Origin of the sequence: Goodfellowiella coeruleoviolacea, from assembly GCF_024171785.1 — a bacterium.
Lineage (GTDB): Bacteria > Actinomycetota > Actinomycetes > Mycobacteriales > Pseudonocardiaceae > Goodfellowiella > Goodfellowiella coeruleoviolacea.
Genome location: NZ_JAMTCK010000029.1, coordinates 1 through 18,800, shown reverse-complemented (window position 1 = coordinate 18,800; position 18,800 = coordinate 1). Strand labels below are relative to the sequence as shown.

At 72.6% G+C, this 18,800-nt stretch carries 16 protein-coding genes; 10 read left to right on the top strand and 6 right to left on the bottom strand.

The window, feature by feature from the left end:
* The first annotated feature begins 96 nt into the window (after positions 1 to 96).
* Positions 97 to 2,109, top strand: coding sequence for a fumarate reductase/succinate dehydrogenase flavoprotein subunit (locus tag LX83_RS36425; protein ID WP_253780415.1), 2,013 nt, complete (start codon positions 97 to 99; stop codon positions 2,107 to 2,109).
* Position 2,110: 1 nt separating this feature from the next.
* The gene (locus LX83_RS36420) at positions 2,111 to 2,881 is read left to right on the top strand and encodes a succinate dehydrogenase/fumarate reductase iron-sulfur subunit (protein WP_253780412.1); all 771 of its coding nucleotides are present in this window, start codon (positions 2,111 to 2,113) and stop codon (positions 2,879 to 2,881) included.
* Positions 2,882 to 3,330: 449 nt separating this feature from the next.
* Here the strand turns inward: LX83_RS36420 and LX83_RS36415 are convergent, their stop codons facing one another.
* The 4 genes from LX83_RS36415 to LX83_RS36400 form a co-directional block, all read right to left on the bottom strand.
* On the bottom strand, positions 3,331 to 4,221 hold the full coding sequence (locus LX83_RS36415) for an amino acid ABC transporter permease (protein WP_253780410.1): 891 nt from the start codon (positions 4,219 to 4,221) through the stop codon (positions 3,331 to 3,333).
* On the bottom strand, positions 4,218 to 4,865 hold the full coding sequence (locus LX83_RS36410; protein WP_253780407.1) for an amino acid ABC transporter permease: 648 nt from the start codon (positions 4,863 to 4,865) through the stop codon (positions 4,218 to 4,220). The genes LX83_RS36415 and LX83_RS36410 overlap by 4 nt, the downstream gene beginning before the upstream one ends.
* Positions 4,866 to 4,968: 103 nt before the next feature.
* Positions 4,969 to 5,868 (bottom strand): glutamate ABC transporter substrate-binding protein, encoded by a 900-nt coding sequence (locus tag LX83_RS36405; protein WP_253780404.1) that lies wholly within the window; start codon positions 5,866 to 5,868, stop codon positions 4,969 to 4,971.
* Between the two features lie 76 nt (positions 5,869 to 5,944).
* Positions 5,945 to 6,673, bottom strand: a complete 729-nt coding sequence (locus LX83_RS36400) for an amino acid ABC transporter ATP-binding protein (protein ID WP_253780490.1) — start codon at positions 6,671 to 6,673, stop codon at positions 5,945 to 5,947.
* A gap of 348 nt (positions 6,674 to 7,021) precedes the next feature.
* On the opposite strand from LX83_RS36400, the gene LX83_RS36395 reads away from it, so the two are divergent.
* The gene (locus LX83_RS36395; RefSeq protein ID WP_253780401.1) at positions 7,022 to 7,759 is read left to right on the top strand and encodes a response regulator transcription factor; all 738 of its coding nucleotides are present in this window, start codon (positions 7,022 to 7,024) and stop codon (positions 7,757 to 7,759) included.
* A gap of 91 nt (positions 7,760 to 7,850) precedes the next feature.
* Positions 7,851 to 9,242, top strand: coding sequence for a sensor histidine kinase (locus tag LX83_RS36390; RefSeq protein ID WP_253780399.1), 1,392 nt, complete (start codon positions 7,851 to 7,853; stop codon positions 9,240 to 9,242).
* Between the two features lie 12 nt (positions 9,243 to 9,254).
* Here LX83_RS36390 and LX83_RS36385 read toward each other — a convergent pair whose 3' ends face one another.
* The gene (locus LX83_RS36385) at positions 9,255 to 10,232 is read right to left on the bottom strand and encodes a TAXI family TRAP transporter solute-binding subunit (protein ID WP_253780396.1); all 978 of its coding nucleotides are present in this window, start codon (positions 10,230 to 10,232) and stop codon (positions 9,255 to 9,257) included.
* 58 nt (positions 10,233 to 10,290) lie between these two features.
* Here LX83_RS36385 and miaB point away from each other — a divergent pair, with 58 nt between their 5' ends.
* The 3 genes from miaB (at position 10,291) to LX83_RS36370 (ending at position 14,108) form a co-directional block, all read left to right on the top strand.
* Positions 10,291 to 11,772, top strand: coding sequence for a tRNA (N6-isopentenyl adenosine(37)-C2)-methylthiotransferase MiaB (gene miaB, locus LX83_RS36380; protein ID WP_308204125.1), 1,482 nt, complete (start codon positions 10,291 to 10,293; stop codon positions 11,770 to 11,772).
* Positions 11,769 to 12,326, top strand: a complete 558-nt coding sequence (locus LX83_RS36375) for an Rv2732c family membrane protein (protein WP_253780394.1) — start codon at positions 11,769 to 11,771, stop codon at positions 12,324 to 12,326. Before miaB ends, LX83_RS36375 begins: the two co-directional genes overlap by 4 nt.
* Before the next feature lie 207 nt (positions 12,327 to 12,533).
* Entirely contained in the window at positions 12,534 to 14,108 is a 1,575-nt protein-coding gene (locus LX83_RS36370) for an amidohydrolase (protein WP_253780391.1), read from the top strand.
* 126 nt (positions 14,109 to 14,234) lie between these two features.
* Here LX83_RS36370 and LX83_RS36365 read toward each other — a convergent pair whose 3' ends face one another.
* Positions 14,235 to 15,566, bottom strand: a complete 1,332-nt coding sequence (locus LX83_RS36365) for a DUF349 domain-containing protein (RefSeq protein ID WP_253780389.1) — start codon at positions 15,564 to 15,566, stop codon at positions 14,235 to 14,237.
* Between the two features lie 176 nt (positions 15,567 to 15,742).
* Here LX83_RS36365 and LX83_RS36360 point away from each other — a divergent pair, with 176 nt between their 5' ends.
* The 3 genes from LX83_RS36360 (at position 15,743) to dapF (ending at position 18,515) form a co-directional block, all read left to right on the top strand.
* A complete protein-coding gene (locus LX83_RS36360) occupies positions 15,743 to 16,507 on the top strand; it encodes a class III extradiol ring-cleavage dioxygenase family protein (protein ID WP_253780386.1) in 765 nt (254 codons plus the stop codon).
* A 156-nt stretch (positions 16,508 to 16,663) separates the two neighbouring features.
* A complete protein-coding gene (miaA, locus tag LX83_RS36355; RefSeq protein ID WP_253780383.1) occupies positions 16,664 to 17,605 on the top strand; it encodes a tRNA (adenosine(37)-N6)-dimethylallyltransferase MiaA in 942 nt (313 codons plus the stop codon).
* Between the two features lie 70 nt (positions 17,606 to 17,675).
* Positions 17,676 to 18,515 carry a diaminopimelate epimerase gene (gene dapF / locus LX83_RS36350; protein WP_253780380.1) on the top strand — a complete coding sequence of 280 codons (840 nt, stop codon included), beginning with the start codon at positions 17,676 to 17,678 and terminating at the stop codon, positions 18,513 to 18,515.
* Positions 18,516 to 18,800 lie beyond the last annotated feature (285 nt).

The following is an 18,800-nucleotide window of genomic DNA, read 5'->3' as shown; positions in this document are numbered from 1 at the left end:
ACCGGCAACCGCCACGGCCCGTGCCGGACGGGCAATACCCGGCCCGTGCAGGACAACGCCAGGACCACCCCAGGGACCACGCTGCCGAGGACATCCATGACAGAGCTGGAACGCCACTCCTACGACGTGGTGGTGATCGGTGCCGGTGGTGCCGGTCTGCGGGCCGCCATCGAAGCGCACGAGCAGGGCCTGCGCACCGCCGTGGTGTGCAAGTCGCTGTTCGGCAAGGCGCACACGGTGATGGCCGAGGGCGGCATCGCCGCGGCCATGGGCAATGTGAATTCCAGGGACAGCTGGCAGGTGCACTTCCGGGACACCATGCGCGGCGGCAAGTTCCTCAACAACTGGCGGATGGCCGAGCTGCACGCCAAGGAGGCACCCGACCGGGTGTGGGAGCTGGAGACCTACGGCGCGCTGTTCGACCGCACCGGGGACGGCCGGATCAGCCAGCGCAACTTCGGCGGCCACGAGTACCCGAGGCTGGCGCACGTGGGCGACCGCACCGGACTGGAGCTGATCCGCAGCCTGCAGCAGAAGATCGTGGCGCTGCAGCAGGCCGACCGGCGGGAGCACGGCGACTACGAGGCCAGGCTGCGGGTGTTCGCCGAGTGCACCGTGACCGAACTGCTGCTGGACAGCCCCGAACCCGGGCAGGCCGGACCCGCGCAGACCGGACCCGGGCAGGACACGGGTGCCACGCCGCCCCGGGTGGCGGGCGCGTTCGCCTACTGGCGCGAGTCCGGCCGGTTCGTGGTGTTCGAGGCGCCGGCCGTGGTGCTGGCCACCGGTGGCATCGGCAAGTCGTTCAAGGTCACCTCGAACTCCTGGGAGTACACCGGCGACGGGCACGCCCTGGCCCTGCGCGCCGGCGCGAGCCTGATCAACATGGAGTTCGTCCAGTTCCACCCCACCGGCATGGTGTGGCCGCCGAGCGTGAAGGGCATCCTGGTCACCGAGTCGGTGCGCGGCGACGGCGGGGTGCTGCGCAACTCCGAGGGCCGGCGGTTCATGTTCGACTACATCCCCGAGGTGTTCAAGGACAAGTACGCCGACAACGAGGACGAGGCCGACCGCTGGTACACCGACCCGGACAACAACCGCCGGCCGCCCGAACTGCTGCCCCGCGACGAGGTGGCCAGGGCGATCAACGCGGAGGTGAAGGCGGGCCGGGGCACCGAGCACGGCGGGGTGTTCCTGGACGTGTCCACCCGGATGTCCGCCGACGAGATCATCCGCCGGCTGCCGTCCATGCACCACCAGTTCAAGGAACTGGCCGATGTGGACATCACCGCCGAGCCCATGGAGGTGGGGCCCACCTGCCACTACGTGATGGGCGGGGTGGAGGTGGACCCGGACACGGCCGCGTCCAGGGTGCCCGGCCTGTTCGCGGCCGGTGAGGTGGCCGGCGGCATGCACGGGTCCAACCGGTTGGGCGGCAACTCCCTGTCCGACCTGCTGGTGTTCGGCCGCCGCGCCGGGCTGGGCGCCGCCGACTACGTGACCGCGCTGCGCGACCGGCCCCGGGTGACCGAACAGGTGCTGGCCCAGGCCGAGCGGACCGCGCTGGCCCCGTTCGCCAACCTGGCCGGTGCCGGGCCCGCCGCCGACCAGGAGAACCCCTACACCCTGCACCTGGAACTCCAGCAGGTGATGAACGACCTGGTCGGCATCATCCGGCGGGGTGCGGAGATGGCCCAGGCGCTGGACCGGCTCGACGAGCTGAAACGGCGGGCCGAGCACGTGGCCGTGGAGGGCCACCGGCAGTTCAACCCCGGCTGGCACCTGGCGCTGGACCTGCGCAACATGCTGCTGGTCAGCGAGTGCGTGGCCCGCTCGGCGCTGCGCCGCACCGAGAGCCGGGGCGGGCACACCCGCGACGACTACCCCCGGATGGACCCGAGGTGGCGGCGCAAGCTCCTGGTGTGCACGGCCGACGGCGCGGGCGTCGAGGTTGCCGAGCGGCCCCAGGAGCCGATGCGCCCCGACCTCGTCGACCTGTTCGAGTTCACCGAACTGCAGAAGTACCTGACCGGCGAGGAGCTGGCGGCCGGCGGCGCCGAGCGCGCGGCAGGGCGGTCAGCCACCGAGCACCCGGGAGAGCGGAGCTGACATGGGCTACCAGGCACACTTTCGGGTGTGGCGGGGCGACGCCGACGGAGGCGACCTGCACGACTTCACCGTCGAGGCCAACGAGGGCGAGGTGGTGCTGGACATCATCCACCGGTTGCAGGCCACCCAGTGCGGTGACCTGGCGGTGCGGTGGAACTGCAAGGCGGGCAAGTGCGGCTCGTGCTCGGCCGAGATCAACGGCCGGCCCCGGCTGATGTGCATGACGCGGATGTCGGAGTTCGCCGAGGACGAGGTGGTCACGGTGACGCCGATGCGCGCGTTCCCGGTGATCCGCGACCTGGTCACCGACGTGTCGTTCAACTACGAGAAGGCCAGGGAGATCCCGGCGTTCAGCCCGCCCAAGGGGGTCGCGGCCGGCGACTACCGGATGCACCAGGTGGACGTGGGCCGGTCGCAGGAGTTCCGCAAGTGCATCGAGTGCTTCCTGTGCCAGAACACCTGCCACGTGCTGCGCGACCACGAGGAGAACAAGCCCGCGTTCGCCGGCCCCCGGTTCCTGATGCGCATCGCCGAGCTGGAGATGCACCCGCTGGACAGCCTCAGGGAGAACACCGGCGCCGACCGCACCGAGGTGGCCCAGCAGGAACACGGCCTGGGCTACTGCAACATCACCAAGTGCTGCACCGAGGTCTGCCCGGAGCAGATCAAGATCACCGACAACGCGCTGATCCCGATGAAGGAGCGGGTCGCCGACCGCCGCTACGACCCGCTGGTGTGGCTGGGCAACAAGATCCGCCGCCGCAGAACCTGACAGCGTAGCGCCGGCGGCCGGCCCCGCGCCGAGGTTCACCCGGACGGTGTGGCAGTTGTGCACAGGCCGCCGGGTTGTCCACAGGCGCGCGAGCGGAGCTGGTGTTCGGGGTGGGGGTGGGTAGGCTGGACCTGGGGTCGCCCCCCTGGGCGGGCGGGGGGTGTCTACCTGCGGAAACGCCCAATCACACCCACCCCACCGGTGCTCGGGACGGGTGGCGTGGCGGCACCGAGCCAGCCGGGACCACACCGCGATCGGACCACACCGCGATCGGACCGCGCCGGTTCGCCGCGCGCTCCCGGCCACGACCGGGCCCAGGCGCACCACGCCACCGGGTGAAACAGAACCCCGGGTGGCGGAACGTCCACCACCCGGGGCCACCGCTCAAGAACCACTGCCTCGGAAACCACCGCCCCGGCCCGGAAACCCCGTCCCGGGCCGGAAGGCTGTCAGTACTGCTGGCTGGTGAGCTGACCGGTCCCCGCGACCGCGGTCACGGCCACGTCGCCGTCCTCACCCAGCGCGGTGGGCGCCGTGGGCACGGCCTTCTTGCTGCGCCGGTTGCGCCGCTCCAGGTAGTGCGCCAGCCAGGTCAGCAGCAGGCACATCACGATGTACATGGCCGCCACCACCATGGTGACCGGCACCAGCGGGCGGCCGAACTCGGCGATACCACCCAGGTAGCGGGCGTAGTACAGCAGCTCGGGGTAGGTGATCAGGAAGCCAAGCGCGGTGTCCTTGAGCAGCACCACCAGCTGGCTGACGATGGTCGGCAGCATCGCCCGCACCGCCTGCGGCAGCAGCACCAGCAGCATCACCTGCGTCTTGCGCATGCCCAGGGCGTAGGCGGCCTCGCGCTGGCCGCGCGGCAGCGACTCCACGCCACTGCGGAAGATCTCCGCCAGCACCGCGCCGTTGTAGAGCATCAGGCCGAGCACGACCGAGTTGAACGGCGCGCCCAGGCCGATGCCGTAGTGGAAGATGAAGATCATCACCACCAGCGGCACCGCGCGGAAGAACTCCACGATCGCCGTGGACGGCACCCGCAGCACCGCGTGGTCGGACAGCCGGCCCGCCGCGAACACCGCGCCGAACACCAGGGCCAGCACCGCGCCGAGGGCGAACGCCTGCAACGTGGCCAGCAGCGACGACACCAGGTCGAGCTGCACCTTCTCGTAGAGCAGCCACTCCCACATGCGGCTGGCGAACTGGCCGGTCACCGCGAACCGGTAGATCACGAAACCGATGATCGCCGCGATCACCACCACGCCGACCACGGCCAGCAGCCGGTGCCGGGCGCGCGCGCGGGGGCCGGGCAGGTCGAACAGAACCGAACTCATCGCGCCACGCTCCAGCGCTTCTCCAGGCTGCGTTGCAGCAGGGTCATCGGCACCACCAGGATCACGAAGAACAGCGCCACCCAGAGCAGCCCGGTCAGCGCGGGCTCACCGCGCTCGGACAGGTAGTCCCGGATCGCACCGGCCTCGGCCACCGAGAAGCCAGCGGCCACGGTGGTGTTCTTCAACAGGGCGATCAGCGTGCTCACCATCGGCGGCACCACCGCGCGGGTGGCCTGCGGGAGCACCACGCTGGTCAGGATCTGCCCGAAGCCGAGGCCGAGCGCTCTGGCCGCCTCGGCCTGGCCGACCGGCACGGTGTTGATGCCCGACCGGACCACCTCGCAGATGAAGGCGGCCGTGTAGAGCGACAGCGCGGTCACCGCCGCGGTGAAGTAGGAGATGCTGACGATCTCCAGCAGCGGGAAGGCGAACGCGAAGAAGAAGAAGATCAGGGTCAGCGGGGTGTTGCGGAACAGCGTCACGTACGCGGTGCCCGCGGCGCGCAGGAACGGGACCGGGCTGACCCGCAGCATGGCCAGCACCATGCCCAGCACCAGCGAGCCGATCGCGGCGAGCACGAACAACTGGATGGTGTTGAGAAACCCGCGCTCGAACAGGTCGAGGTTGTCCAGCAGGACGTCCATCGGTCTCCTCGCCAGTGCCAACAGAGGGAAACGAGTGGGCAGGGGTTACGCGTGTGGCCGGCGTCCACCGGGGTAGCGGCGGACACCGGCCACACGGTGGGGCTCAGTAGCGGTCGAGCTTGGGCTTCTCGGCCTTGGCTCCCGACTTGCCCAGGGTGCTGTCGTAGACCTGCTGCCACGTGCCGTTGTCAAAGGACTCCTGCAGCACGTCGTTGATCTTGTCGCGCAGCACCTTGTCGTCCTTGGCCAGGCCCACGCCGTACGGCTCGCTGGAGAAGGTGTTGCCGACCACCTTGAACTTGTCGGGCTCCAGCGCGGCGTAGCCCTTGAGGATGGCGTCGTCCGTGGTCACCGCGTCGACCTGCTTCTGGTCGAGCTGCTGCACGCACTGCGAGTAGTTCTGGAAGGAGACGATGTTGTTCGCCTCGGTCAACTGCTGGTCGCTGACCCGCTGCAGCGGGGTCGAGCCGGTCACCGAGCACACCTTCTTGCCCTTGAGGCTGTCCTTGCCGGTGATGCTCGTGTCGTCCTTGCGCACCAGCAGGTCCTGCCCGGCCACGTAGTACGGGCCGGCGAAGCTGATCTGCTCCTTGCGCTTGTCGCTGATGGTGTACGTGCCGACGTAGTAGTCGACGTCACCGTTGGCGATGGCCTGCTCGCGGCCCACCGACGCCACGGCCTTGAACTGGATCTTGTCCTCGCCGTAGCCGAGCTTGGCCGCGATCATCCGGGCGATCTCGATGTCGAACCCGGTGTACTTGCCGCTGGTCGGGTCCTTGTACCCGAGCTGCGGCTGGTCCTCCTTGACGCCGATGACGACCTGGTCGCGGCCCTTCATCCGCTGGAAGGTGGGCGAGCCGTCGAGCTTGACGTCCGAAGCGGGGGTGAACGACGGCGCGGGGGAGCTGCCCGCCGCGTTGTCGCTCGGGCTGCCCTCCCGGCCGCACGCGGTCAGGGCGAGGGCGCCGACCAGCAGCCCTACCGCAAGGGGGCGCAGTCTCATCGTCTTCAGTCTCCTGCTCTGTGTTTCACGGGCGGCGCCTGAACGACAGCACCGCGCCTGGTCGGGCACTGACCGGTCAGTGGGTGAGGATCTTGCCAAGGAAGTCCTTGGCCCGGTTGGACGTGGGAGCGGTGAAGAACGCCTCGGGCGAGGTGTCCTCGACGATCTCACCGTCGGCCATGAACACGACGCGGTCGGCGGCCCGGCGGGCGAAACCCATCTCGTGGGTGACCACGAGCATGGTCATGCCCTCCTTGGCCAGCGTCGTCATCACGTCCAGCACCTCGTTGACCATCTCCGGGTCGAGGGCCGAGGTGGGCTCGTCGAAGAGCATCACCTTGGGACGCATGGCCAGTGCCCTGGCGATCGCGGCCCGCTGCTGCTGCCCACCGGAGAGCTGCGCGGGGAACTTGTCGGCCTGACTGGCGATGCCGACCCGCTCCAGCAGCTCCATCGCGGTGCTGCGGGCCTGTCCGGCGGGTGTCCTGCGGACCTTCATCGGCGCCAACATGACGTTGTCGACGATGCTCTTGTGGGCGAACAGGTTGAACGACTGGAACACCATGCCCACGTCGGCGCGCAGCCGGGCCAGTTCCTTGCCCTCCGCCGGCAGCGGCTTGCCGTCGACCTCGATGGTGCCCTTGTCGATCGACTCCAACCGGTTGATCGTGCGGCACAGCGTCGACTTGCCCGAGCCCGACGGCCCGAGCACCACCACGACCTGTCCCTGGGGGACTTCCAGGTTGATGCCCTTGAGCACGTGCAATGGCCCGAAGAACTTGTCCACGCCGGTCATCCGGATCATCGGTGGCGCAGAGGTGGCTCCGGTCATGCGCTCCTCCAGGAGGGTGTGGTCGGCGTTGGTGGGTTGGTCGGCGCTGGTGGGCCCGCGTTGGCGGAAACCTAGGTGGGCGTGCCCGGGGCAGTCCAGGCGCTTGAGCAAGACTTGAGGTCCCAAGTCTGCAACGTTCTCGCCCCGACAGCGATCTCCGTCCGCAGCGGAAGGCGGAGAGCAGCATAGACGGCTGGGCCGACAGAGCAGGGCGGTTAACGCGGACTTAGGGTTTCAACTCTGTCACACACCCGGGTCGACTGAAAGCCCGGTGGGGGTTGGCCGGTCGGTCGGGCAGGGCCGGGACGGGGAGGGCTTGGCGTGCGAGTACTGCTGGTCGAGGACGACGACCGGGTGGCCGAGGCACTGGTGCCCGCGCTCACCAGGCGCGGGTTCACCGTGGAACGGCTGGCCACCGGCCGGCCCGCGCTGGACCGGTTGGCCGGGGTGGACGTGGTCCTGCTCGACCTCGGCCTGCCCGACGTGGACGGGGTGACGCTGTGCCGGTCCATCCGCGCGGCCAGCGACGTGGCGATCATCGTGGTGACCGCGCGCGGCGAGGTCGACGACCGGATCCTGGGCCTGCACGCCGGCGCCGACGACTACCTGGTCAAGCCCTACGACGTGGGGGAGCTGGTGGCCAGGGTGCACGCGGTGTGGCGGCGGCGCGGCCACCAGGTCGGGCCCGGCATCCCCAGCGGCCTGCCCGGGGCGGCCGGCCCCGGCGGCCACCTGGTGCGCGTCGGGGACACCGAGATCGACCTGGCCCGCCACGAGGTGCGGGTGGCCGGCCAGCCGGTCACCCTGGCCCGCAAGGAGTTCCAGGTGCTGGCCATGGTGGTGGCCGCGGGCGGGGCGGTGTGCACCAGGGAGCGCATCCTCGCCGAGGTGTGGGGCCGCACCTGGTCGGGCGCGAACCGCACGCTGGACGTGCACGTGGCCAACCTGCGCACCAAGCTGGGCAGGCCCCAGCTGATCGAGACGGTGCGCGGGGTGGGCTACCGGCTGGCCGCGCCGACCGGGCCGGTGTCCGGTGCGGACGGCGGATCAGCCGGCTGAGGCGGACAGCACGGCTGCCGGAGGACAGCACGGCTGAGGCGGACCGCGCGGCGGGCTGCACCGCGCGGCGGACGAGAACGGGAGTGCGCGCATGCGGGCCAGGCTGCTCGGCATCGTGCTGTCGCTGGTCGGGTTGCTGCTGGTCGGGCTGGGCGTGCCGCTGGCGCGCAGCGTGGCCGGCAGCGAGCAGCAGCGGCTCTTCCTCGACCGGGTGACCGACACCAGCCGGTTCGCCTCGCTCGCGCAGCGCCCGCTCATCGACAACCGGCCCGCGCTGCTCACCACCGAGCTGCGCCGCTACGACGACCTCTACGGCATCACCGTGCTGGTCTTCGACCGGGACCACCGGATGGCGGTGGCCTCCCGCGACGACGTGCCCGCCACCACGCCGGCGGTGCGCGCCGCCGTGGCCGCGGCACTGGCCGGCCGCCAGCCCGAACTGGGCGCGCCGCTGCTGCCCTGGGACGACACCCCGCTGGTGCTGGCCGAACCCGTGCTGGTGGACGCGGAGGTGCGGGGCGCGGTGGTCACCATCTCGCCGACCGACCGCAGCCGCGCCCGGATCCTCGGCTGGTGGACGCTGGTCGCGCTGGGCGGGCTGGTCGCGCTGGGCCTGGCCCTGCTGGCGGCGCTGCCCGTGGTGCGGTGGGTGCTGCGGCCGGTCCGCCGGCTGGACGACGCCACCGGGGCGCTGCTCGGCGCGGTGGTGGCCGGGCGGCCGGTGGAGCCGGTGGGCATCGCAGCCGGCCCGGCCGAACTGCGCCAGCTGGGCCGCTCCTTCGACGTGATGGCGGCCAACGTGGCCGAGGTGCTGGCCGCGCAGCGGGCCTTCATCGCCGACGCCTCCCACCAGCTGCGCAACCCGCTGACCGCGCTGCGACTGCGGCTGGGCAACCTGGAGGGCGAGGTCAGCCCGGCCGCCACCGCCGACCAGGCCGCGGCACTGGCCGAGGCCGCGCGGCTGAACCAGATCCTGGACGACCTGCTCACCGCGGCCCGCGCCGAGGCCAGCACGGTGGAACCGGTCGCCGTGGACATCGACCCGGTGGTGGCGCAGCGGGTGGCCACCTGGCAGGTGGCGGCCCGCGCCCGAGGCGTGGACCTGGTGCTGGCCGGCGAGCCGGGCGGCCGGGTGCTGGCCCCGCCCCGCGGCGTGGAGACCGTGCTGGACGCGCTGCTGGACAACGCCGTGAAGTTCACCCCGGAGCCGCCCCCGGACCCGCCCCTGATCGAGGTGCGGGTGGCGCGGGTGGACGGGCGGGTGCGGCTGTCCGTGCGCGACCACGGCCCCGGCCTGGACGAGGAGGAGCTGGCCCGCGCCACCGACCGGTTCTGGCGCAGCCGCGCCCACCAGAACGTGTCCGGCTCCGGCCTGGGCCTGGCCATCGTGCGGCGGATCGCCGAGCGGGTCGGCGGCGCGGTCAGCCTGGACCGGCCCGAGGACGGCGGCCTGCGGGTCACCGTCGAGCTGCCCGCCGCCTGAGCGGCCGGGCGGTCAGACCTTGGCGTCCTGGTAGTAGCGGCGCGCCCCGGGGTGCAGGGGCACCGACGCGGTCTCGATGGCCGAGCGCGCGTCAATGGACTGCGCGGCCGGGTTGGCCCGGTCGAGCGGCTCCCTGGCCGCGAACAGCCCCCGGGTCAGCGCCTCGGCCACGTCGTCCGACATGGCATCGGTGACCAGCAGGAAGTTGGGCACGGCCAGGGTGCTCACCGGCCCGCCGGACAGGCCGTAGGCCGAGGCGGGCAGGGTGGCCGTCCGGTAGACCGGGTAGCGCTCGCGCAGTTCCGGCAGCACGTCGGCCAGGTCGAGCAGGCGCAGCGGCAGCCGCGCGGCCAGCTCGGTGATGCCGGCGGTGGGCAGGCCCCCCGACCAGAAGAACGCGTCGATGCTGCCCGAGCGCAGCGCCGCCAGCGACTCCGACAGGCCCAGGTGCGCCACGACCAGGTCGTTCTCCCCGAGACCCGCGGTCTCCAGCAGCCGCCGGGCGATCAGCTCCACCCCGGACTTGGGGGAGCCGATGGACACCCGCAGCCCGCGCAGGTCGGCCAGGTGCCCGGCCCGGCTGTCCGCCCTGACCACCAGCTGCAGGTAGTCGTCGTGCATCCGGGCCAGCGCGCGCAGGCCGCGCTGACCGGGGGTGTTGATCGTCTCGGTGGCCGCGTCCGCCGCGGAGAAGCCGATGTCGGCCGAACCGGTGACCAGCCGGCCCAGGTTGTCCACGGACCCGGCGGTCTGGCGCACCTCGGGCCGGGGCATCCGCAGCTGGCCGGCCCAGGCGTCGGCCAGCACGTTGCCGAGCACGTCGTAGACGCCGTCCTTGCTGCCGGTGGCCACGGTGAGCCGCAGGCCGGTGAAGTCCGCCTGGCAGCCGCTCACCAGACCGGCCAGCAGGCCGGTGACCAGCAGCAGCACCGCGGCGGCCGCCGGCCGCCCGGTCGGTCGTTGGCGGGTCCGGTTCGCGACGGGTGACACGCCGTCATGGTGCCAGGCCGGGGTTCTACCCTGGTGGCAGACGGAAAGGGAAGATGCAGTGACCCGCACGTACCACATCCGCACGTTCGGCTGCCAAATGAACGTGCACGACTCCGAGCGGCTCGCTGGCCTGCTGGAGGACGCCGGCTACACCCCGGCCGACGAGGGGGCCGTGCCCGACGTCGTCGTGTTCAACACCTGCGCGGTGCGGGAGAACGCCGACAACAAGCTCTACGGCAACCTCGGCCACCTGCGCCCCACCAAGGCCGCCCACCCGGGCATGCAGATCGCCGTGGGCGGCTGCCTGGCGCAGAAGGACCGCGGCGAGATCGTGCGCCGCGCGCCCTGGGTGGACGTGGTGTTCGGCACGCACAACATCGGCTCGCTGCCGGTGCTGCTGGACCGGGCCAGGCACAACGCCAGGGCCGAGGTGGAGATCCTGGAGGCGCTGGAGACCTTCCCGTCCACCCTGCCGGCCCGGCGCGACTCCGCCTACTCCGGCTGGGTGTCGGTGTCGGTCGGCTGCAACAACACCTGCACGTTCTGCATCGTGCCTTCGCTGCGCGGCAAGGAGCGGGACCGGCGGCCCGGCGAGGTGCTCGCCGAGGTCGAGGCGCTGGTCGCCGAGGGCGTGCTGGAGGTGACCCTGCTCGGCCAGAACGTCAACTCCTACGGCGTGGAGTTCGGCGACCGCTACGCGTTCGGCAAGCTGCTGCGCGCCTGCGGCGACATCGACGGCCTGGAGCGGGTCCGGTTCACCTCGCCGCACCCCAGGGACTTCACCGACGACGTGATCGCCGCGATGGCCGAGACCCCGAACGTGTGCCACCAGCTGCACATGCCGCTGCAGTCCGGCTCCGACCGGGTGCTCAAGGCCATGCGCCGCTCCTACCGGTCCGGCCGCTACCTGGAGATCCTCGACCGGGTGCGGGCCGCCATGCCGGACGCGGCCATCACCACCGACATCATCGTGGGCTTCCCCGGCGAGACCGAGGAGGACTTCCAGGCCACCCTGGACGTGGTGGCCGCGGCCCGCTTCTCCAGCGCGTTCACCTTCCAGTACTCCAAGCGGCCCGGCACACCCGCCGCGGACATGCCCGACCAGCTGCCCAAGCAGGTCGTGCAGGAGCGCTACGACCGGCTGATCGCCCTGCAGGAGGAGATCTCCTGGGCGGGCAACAAGCAGCTGGTCGGCCAGACCGTGGAGGTGCTGGTGGCCACCGGTGAGGGCCGCAAGGACAACGAGACGCAGCGGCTGAGCGGCCGGGCCAGGGACGGCCGGCTGGTGCACTTCAACCCCACCGGGCCGGCCGTGGACGGCAGCGTGCGGCCGGGCGACGTCGTGCACACCACCATCACCTACGGCGCCCCGCACCACCTGGTGGCCGACGGCCCGCTGGTCGCGCACCGCCGCACCAGGGCGGGTGACCACGCCGAGGCCGGGATCCGGCCCAGGACCTCCGGGGTCAGCCTGGGCCTGCCGGGCTTCGGCGCGCCCAGCCAGCCGGCGCAGCCCGTCGGGGGGTGCTCGGTCCAGTGAACGACCGGCGCGACATCCCCGGCCAGCGCGGCGGACCGGACGAGCCGGAGGAGTCACCGGAGCTGGCCCGGCTGCGGGCCGAGATCGACCAGGTGGAGAAGGCCGTGGCGCGGCGCATCGACCCCGGGTTCGGGGCCGTGGTGATCGCCGTGGCCGTGCTGGTGTTCCTGGTGGCCGCCGTGCTGCCGTGGGTGGGCCCGGCCAGCGGCCTGCAGATCCTGCTCGGGCAGCGGCCGGCCGGGGCCGCGGTCGGGCCGCTGCCCACGGTGTTCGCCTTCGCCGCGGTGCTGATCGGCGTGCTGGCCTCGGCGATCGGGCTGATGGTGCGGCGCTGGGGCATGGCCTGGATCTGCGCGCTCGGCTGCTTCGCCACCACCATCGTGGGCGTGCTGTCCATCTGGACCCAGCAGACCACGCAGAGCCACGAACCCGGCCCCGGGCCGGGCGGCGGCCTGGTGCTGGCCGTGCTCGCCGTGCTGGTGCTGGCCGTCCAGTGGCTGCGCATCGCCTGGTCGCGGCCGGCCACCAGCCCCACCGCCGGGATGGAGCAGTGATCCGCACCAGCGGGTGATCTTCCCGGTCGCTCCCCCACATGGGCGCACTGTGCGGGGCGGAGCGTTGCGCCAGGTGGCCGACGAAAAAGTGCTCACTTAGCTTAAGGGTCAGCGCTTCTGCCACGGACCGTGGTCGGATTGGAGCTGATCGTGGTCACCTCGCCCGCATCGCCTGACGTGATCTTCGTGGGGGGCACCGTTCGGACCGTGGACGATCAGCTCCCCGTGGCCGAGGCGCTGGCCGTGGCCGGGGACCGGATCGTCGCGGTCGGCAGCGCGGCCGAGGTGACCGCCCTGCGCGGCCCCACCACCGAGGTCGTCGACCTGGACGGCGGCTGCCTGCTGCCCGGTTTCGTCGAGGCGCACAGCCACCCCACCCAGGACCAGCTGATGTACGCGCCGTCCGTGGTGGACATCCGGCCGATGAGCTGCGCCACCGCCGACGAGGTCAACCTGCGGGTGAAGCGCGCCCTGGACCGCACCCCCGGTGACCAGCCGCTGGTGTTCAACGGCCTGGACACGCTGCTGCAACCGGGGTTCCCCGAACCGACCCGGGAGTGGCTGGACGAGCTGGGCCCCACCCGGCCGATCATCTTCTGGCAGAACTCCGGCCACGTGGCCTGGGCCAACGGCGCGGCGCTGCGGTACGCGCGGCTGCCCGACGACGCCCCCGACCCGCCCGGCGGCCACTTCGAGCGCGACGAGTTCGGCCGGCTCACCGGCAAGGCCTACGAGGCGCCGGCCATCCTGGCGATCGCGGCCCGGCTCATCTTCGGCGGCCTGCGCGGCCCGGAACTGCTGGCCAACCAGCACGAGTTCCTCGCATCCCGGGGCATCACCACCACCAGCGAGATGGCCTTCTCCGGCCAGCTGCGGCCGCTGATCCGCTCGCTCTACGACCACGACCTGGCCAGGGCCCGGATGCGGGTCTACGAGATGTCCTCGCCGGCCGGGCGGGCCAGCTGCGCGCTGGACAACGGCGACGACATGTTCAAGCAGATCGGCATCAAGATCTGGGTGGACGGCTCACCGTGGCTGGGCACCATCGCCACGTCCTTCCCCTACCTGGACACCCCGGCCACCCGCGCCCTCGGCCTGGCACCGGGCCACCGCGGCCGGGCCAACCACGACACCGACCAGCTCCGGGAGATCGTCGCCGCCTACTACCCGCAGGGCTGGCAGATGTCCTGCCACGTGCACGGCGACGAGGGCGTCACCATGATCCTGGACGTCTACGAGGAGGCGCTGCGCGCCCACCCGCGCCCCGACCACCGGCTGCGGCTGGAGCACTGCGGGGCGATGACCACCGAGCAGTACCGCCGGGCCGCGGTCATGGGGGTGTGCTGCAGCCTGTTCGTGAACCAGCTGTACTACTGGGGCGACGTGCTGGTGGACGACCTGTTCGGCGCCGAGCACGGCGCGCCGTGGATGCGGGCCCGCTCGGCGGTGGACGCGGGCATGCGCATCTCGCTGCACAACGACGCGCCGGTGACCCCGGAGGAGCCGCTGCGCAACATCTCGGTCGCGGCGACCAGGACCACCCGCTCCGGCCGGGTGCTCGCCCCCGAGGAGCGGATCACCGTGGCCGAGGCGCTGCGCGCGGAGACCGTGGACGCGGCCTACCAGCTGTTCTGCGACGACGTGCTGGGCACGCTCACCCCGGGCAAGTACGCCGACCTGGTGGTGCTGGAGGCCGACCCGCACGCGGTGGACCCGGCCGAGATCGCCGACCTGGCGGTCACCGCCACCTACCTGGCCGGCCGCCTGGTCTACGAGCGCTGAACCACCCGCCGCGCCAGGCCGCGTGTCACCCACATGGCCCTGCCTGAACTGTCAACTCGGGGGGTTTGCAAAGTCGACTCGCGGGGCGTGGGCCCGGGGTGGGAGCCCCGGGCCCACGATGGGGTGTCAGCGGCTGGCGACGGCCTGTTCGGCGGCGGCCAGCCACTCGCGCCACTGCGCCGCCTGGGCCTCGGCCTGTTCGGCGCGGCGCTTGTCACCGGCCGAGCGGGCCTTGGCCGCCTGCGACTCGAACTGCGCCACCCGCTCGCGGAACTGCGCGACCCTGGCCTCGGCCTCCGGGTCGGTGCGCCGCCACTGCGCGTCCACGGCCGAGCGCACCCGCTCCTCGATCGCGCGCAGCCGGCCCTCCAGCTCCCGCACCCGCTCACGCGGGACCTTGCCGATCTGGTCCCACCGCTCCTGGATCCGGTACAGGTGCGACCGCGCCGCCTCCAGGCCGGCCCCCGGGTCGATCTGCTCGGCCTCGGCCAGCAGCTCCTCCTTGAGCTTGGCGTTGGCCGTGAACTCCGCGTCACGCTCGCTGAACGCCTCCGAGCGGCGCGCGAAGAACCGGTCCTGCGCCGCGCGGAACCGCTGCCACAGGGCGTCGTCCGCCTCCTTGGGCGCCCGGCCCGCCGCCTTCCACTCGGCCATCAGCTCCTTGTAGCGGCCGGCGGTGGGGCCCCAGTCGTCCGACTCGGCCAGCGCCTCGGCCTCCTCGACCAGCTCCTGCTTGCGCGCCTTGGCGGTGGCGCGCTGCCGGTCCAGGTCGGCGAAGTGCGAACCGCGCCTGCGGTTGAACGCGTCCCGCGCCTTGGAGAAGCGCCGCCACAGCTGCTCGTCGGTCTTGCGGTCGACCCCGCGGATGGTCTTCCACTCGTCCAGGATGGCCCGCAGCCGGTCGCCGGCGCTCTTCCACTGCGTCGACTCGTTGGCGATCTGCTCGGCCTCCTCCACCAGCGCCTGCTTGCGCGCGGCCGACTCGGCCCTGGCCACCTCCTTGGCCGCCTTGGCCGCCTCCACGGCCTGTTCCGCCGCGGCCACCACCGCGTCCACGCGCGCGGCCAGCGCGGCCAGGTCACCCACCACGGCCGCGTCGGTCAGCCCGTCCCGCAGGTGCTTGGCGCTGGCCAGCGCCTGCTTGGGGTCACCGGCGCCGGACGCCAGCCTGGCTTCGAGCAGCTCCGCCTCGGTGCGGATGTCGTCGAAGCGGCGGGCGAAGTGCGCCAGCCCCTCGGCAGGCTCGCCAGCCTGCCAGGAACCCACCGCGCGTTCCCCGTCCTCGGTGCGCACGTAGACCGTGCCCTCGGCGTCCACCCGTCCCCAACGGGCGGGATCGTCGGACGCGACGGGAACCGGCGGGGCGACCGCCTGCGTTCCCGGCTGCCGCGTCTGATCCTCGGTCGCGGCACCACTGCCCTCGGCTGTGCTGTCCGGGGTCGTGTCCTGATCCGTCATCGCCGGCTTCCTCCTCGCCTGCCCACCTCGTGCCCGTGCGGTCCACGAGCGCCCCACCGAGGGCGGGGCCCAGCAACCGGGCACGGCGACCATCCATGGTCCCCAGTGCCCCGCGCGCATTCAAACAGGTCAGGGCTCAACTGGGTACTCCGAGGCGGTCGGTAGCGTCAGTTGGCATGATCAGACGCGCTGTGCTGGTGCCACATCCGCCGCTGCTGGTGCCCGAACTGGTCGCCGGTGCGCGCACCGTCACGCAGCCGCTGCGGGCAGCGGTGATCTCGCTGGTCAGCGGGCTCGCCGAGGTCGCTGACTGCTGGATCGCGGTGGCCGCCGACCCGGCCGGCCCGACCCGGTTGGACCCCGCTTCGGTGGGCACGTTCCGAGGTTACGGCGTTGACGTGCGGGTTCGCCTGTCCACCGAGGAGGCGACCGAACGGGCCACCGGGGCGCGCGAGTCGGGCCAGGACCAGCCGCCCGCCGCGGACCTGCCGCTGCCCGCGCTGGTGGCCGGCTGGCTCCGGGACCAGGCCGGCGCCACCCGGGTGGCCGTGGACCTGGTGCCGCCCACGCTGTCCCCGGCCGGCTGCCGCGCGCTGGCGGCCGACCTGCTGGCGCGCGCGGCCGGCCCCGACCCGGTGGGGCTGTTGGTGCTCGGCGACGGCTCGCCCCGGCATGGCGAGCGCGCGCCCGGCCGGCCCGACGACCGCGCCGGCCCGTTCGACCAGGGGGTGCACCAGGCGCTGGCCCGCCTGGACACCGCGGCGCTGGCCGCGCTCGACCCCGACCTGGCCGACGAGCTGGGCGCCCAGGGGCGGGCCGCCTGGCAGGTGCTGGCCGGGGTGGTCGACCAGGACGAGCGGCCGTGGCGGGCGGTGTCCGCCGATCTGGAGGTGCCCTGGGGCGTGGGCTACCACCTGGCCCGGTGGGACCCGGTGGAGTGAGCCGTCCACGGCACTCCCACGCCGGTGCTTGCCGCGCAGCGTGCACACCCAGGGCGCACGGCTGATCCGACGCCTCATCCGCGCCCGCCAACTCCGCTCCTGACCACCACGCCGGGGTGGGCGGGTCGCGCGGCCAGGCGGTTAGGCTGACCCGCCGTGACCACCCGCCCGCCCCGGCCGATCGCGGTCGTCGGCCCCACCGCCACCGGAAAGTCCGACCTGGCGGTGCGGCTGGCCCTGCGCTGCGGCGGCGAGGTGGTCAACGCCGACGCCATGCAGCTGTACCGGGGGATGGACATCGGCACCGCCAAGGTGACCGAGGCCGAGCGGCAGGGCGTGCCGCACCACCTGCTCGACGTGCTCGACGTGACCGAGACCGCCTCGGTCGCCGCCTACCAGCGGCACGCCAGGGCCGTGATCGAGGACCTGCTGGCGGCCGGCCGCACCCCCGTCCTGGTCGGCGGGTCCGGCCTCTACGTCCAGGCCGTCCTGGACGACCTGCGCTTCCCCGGCACCGACCCGGCCGTGCGGGCGCGGCTGGAGCACGAGTTGGCCGAGGTGGGCGCGCCCGCCCTGCACGCCAGGCTGGCCGAGGCCGACCCGGTGGCCGCCGAGGCGATCCTGCCCAGCAACGGCCGCCGGGTGGTGCGTGCCCTGGAGGTCATCGAGATCACCGGCCAGCCCTTCTCGGCCACCCTGCCCCGTCCCGGCCCGGCCCGCTACGACACGGTCCTGGTGGGTGTGGACCGCGCCGCCGTCGACCTGGACGCCCGGGTCGACCTGCGGGTGGACCACATGTTCGCCGCCGGCCTGGTCGACGAGGTGCGTGAGCTGGTCGGCCGGGGCCTGCGCGAGGGCCGCACGGCCTCCCGGGCGCTCGGCTACCAGCAGGTGCTGGCCGCACTGGACGGCGAGTACGACATGGCCACCGCCGCGACCGAGACGGCCAGGGCGACCCGCCGGTTCGTCCGCCGGCAGCGCTCGTGGTTCCGCCGGGACAACCGGATCACCTGGTTCGACCCGGCTGGCTTCCCGCCGGCCGCCCCCGGCGCACCCGACGACCTGGTCGACGCCGTGCTCGCGCTGACCCGGCGGTGAGCGCGCCGCCCCGGGCGTCCCAGGTGGACGGTGGCGGTCGACGTCGCGGGTGGACACGTAGTCTTGACGGGTGGCCGGTGTTGAGTTCGTCAAGGGGCACGGCACGGAGAACGACTTCGTGGTGCTGCCCGACCCTGCGGGCACGCTCGCCCTGACCGAGGCGCGGGTCCGCGCGCTGTGCGACCGCAGTCGGGGCCTGGGCGCGGACGGGGTGCTGCGGGTGGTGCCCACCAGGGCGGTGGTCGACGCACCGGCCGGGGTTGACGACAGCCTGTGGTTCATGGACTACCGCAACGCCGACGGTTCCGTGGCCGAGATGTGCGGCAACGGCGTCCGGGTGTTCGCGCGCTACCTGGTGGAGACCGGCCTGGCCAGCGAGGGCAGGTTCACCATCGGCACCAGGGCGGGTGAGCGCGGCGTGACCGTGCACCCCGACCGCACGGTCACCGTGGACATGGGCCCGGCCCGGGTGGTGGGCCGCTCGGCCGCCACCGTGGACGGCACCGCGTTCCCCGGCGTGGCCGTGGACGTGGGCAACCCGCACCTGGTCTGCCGCACGGACACGCCAGTGGACGACCTGGACCTGACCCGGCCGCCCGGTCACGACCCGGTGGTGTTCCCGCACGGCGTGAACGTCGAGTTCGTCAACGTGCTCGGCGAGGACGCGCTGCGCATGCGCGTGCACGAGCGGGGCGTCGGCGAGACCCGCTCGTGCGGCACCGGCACGGTGGCGACGGTCGCCGCGTGGCTGCACCTGGCCGGCCGGACCAGCGGCAGGGCCACGGTGGCCGTGCCCGGCGGGCAGGTCACCGTCACCGTTGACGAGCGGGGCAGCACCCTCACCGGCCCAGCCGTCCTGGTCGCCGGCGGCGAACTGGACGAGCAGTGGTGGGCCGACAACGGCTTCTAGGAGCGACCACCCCCGTTTTCGGAAGCGCCGGACCGGGCCCGAAAGCGACCGGCTGTTCTTCGGAAAGCGACGGGTTGGTCTGCTGAACAGCGACGAGCCAGCCTGCTGAAAGCGACGGACCGCCAGCCCCAGCAGCGCCCTGGGGCCAGTGGGGCAGCCGAACTACCACCCGAACACCCCCCACCCTCCATGAACTGCTCCCCGGGAGTTGGACTGGCTAATTGAAGGCTAGTTGGTGAGGGCTTGGGCCCGGTATTCGGCCGGGCTCAGGCCCTGCAACGTGGT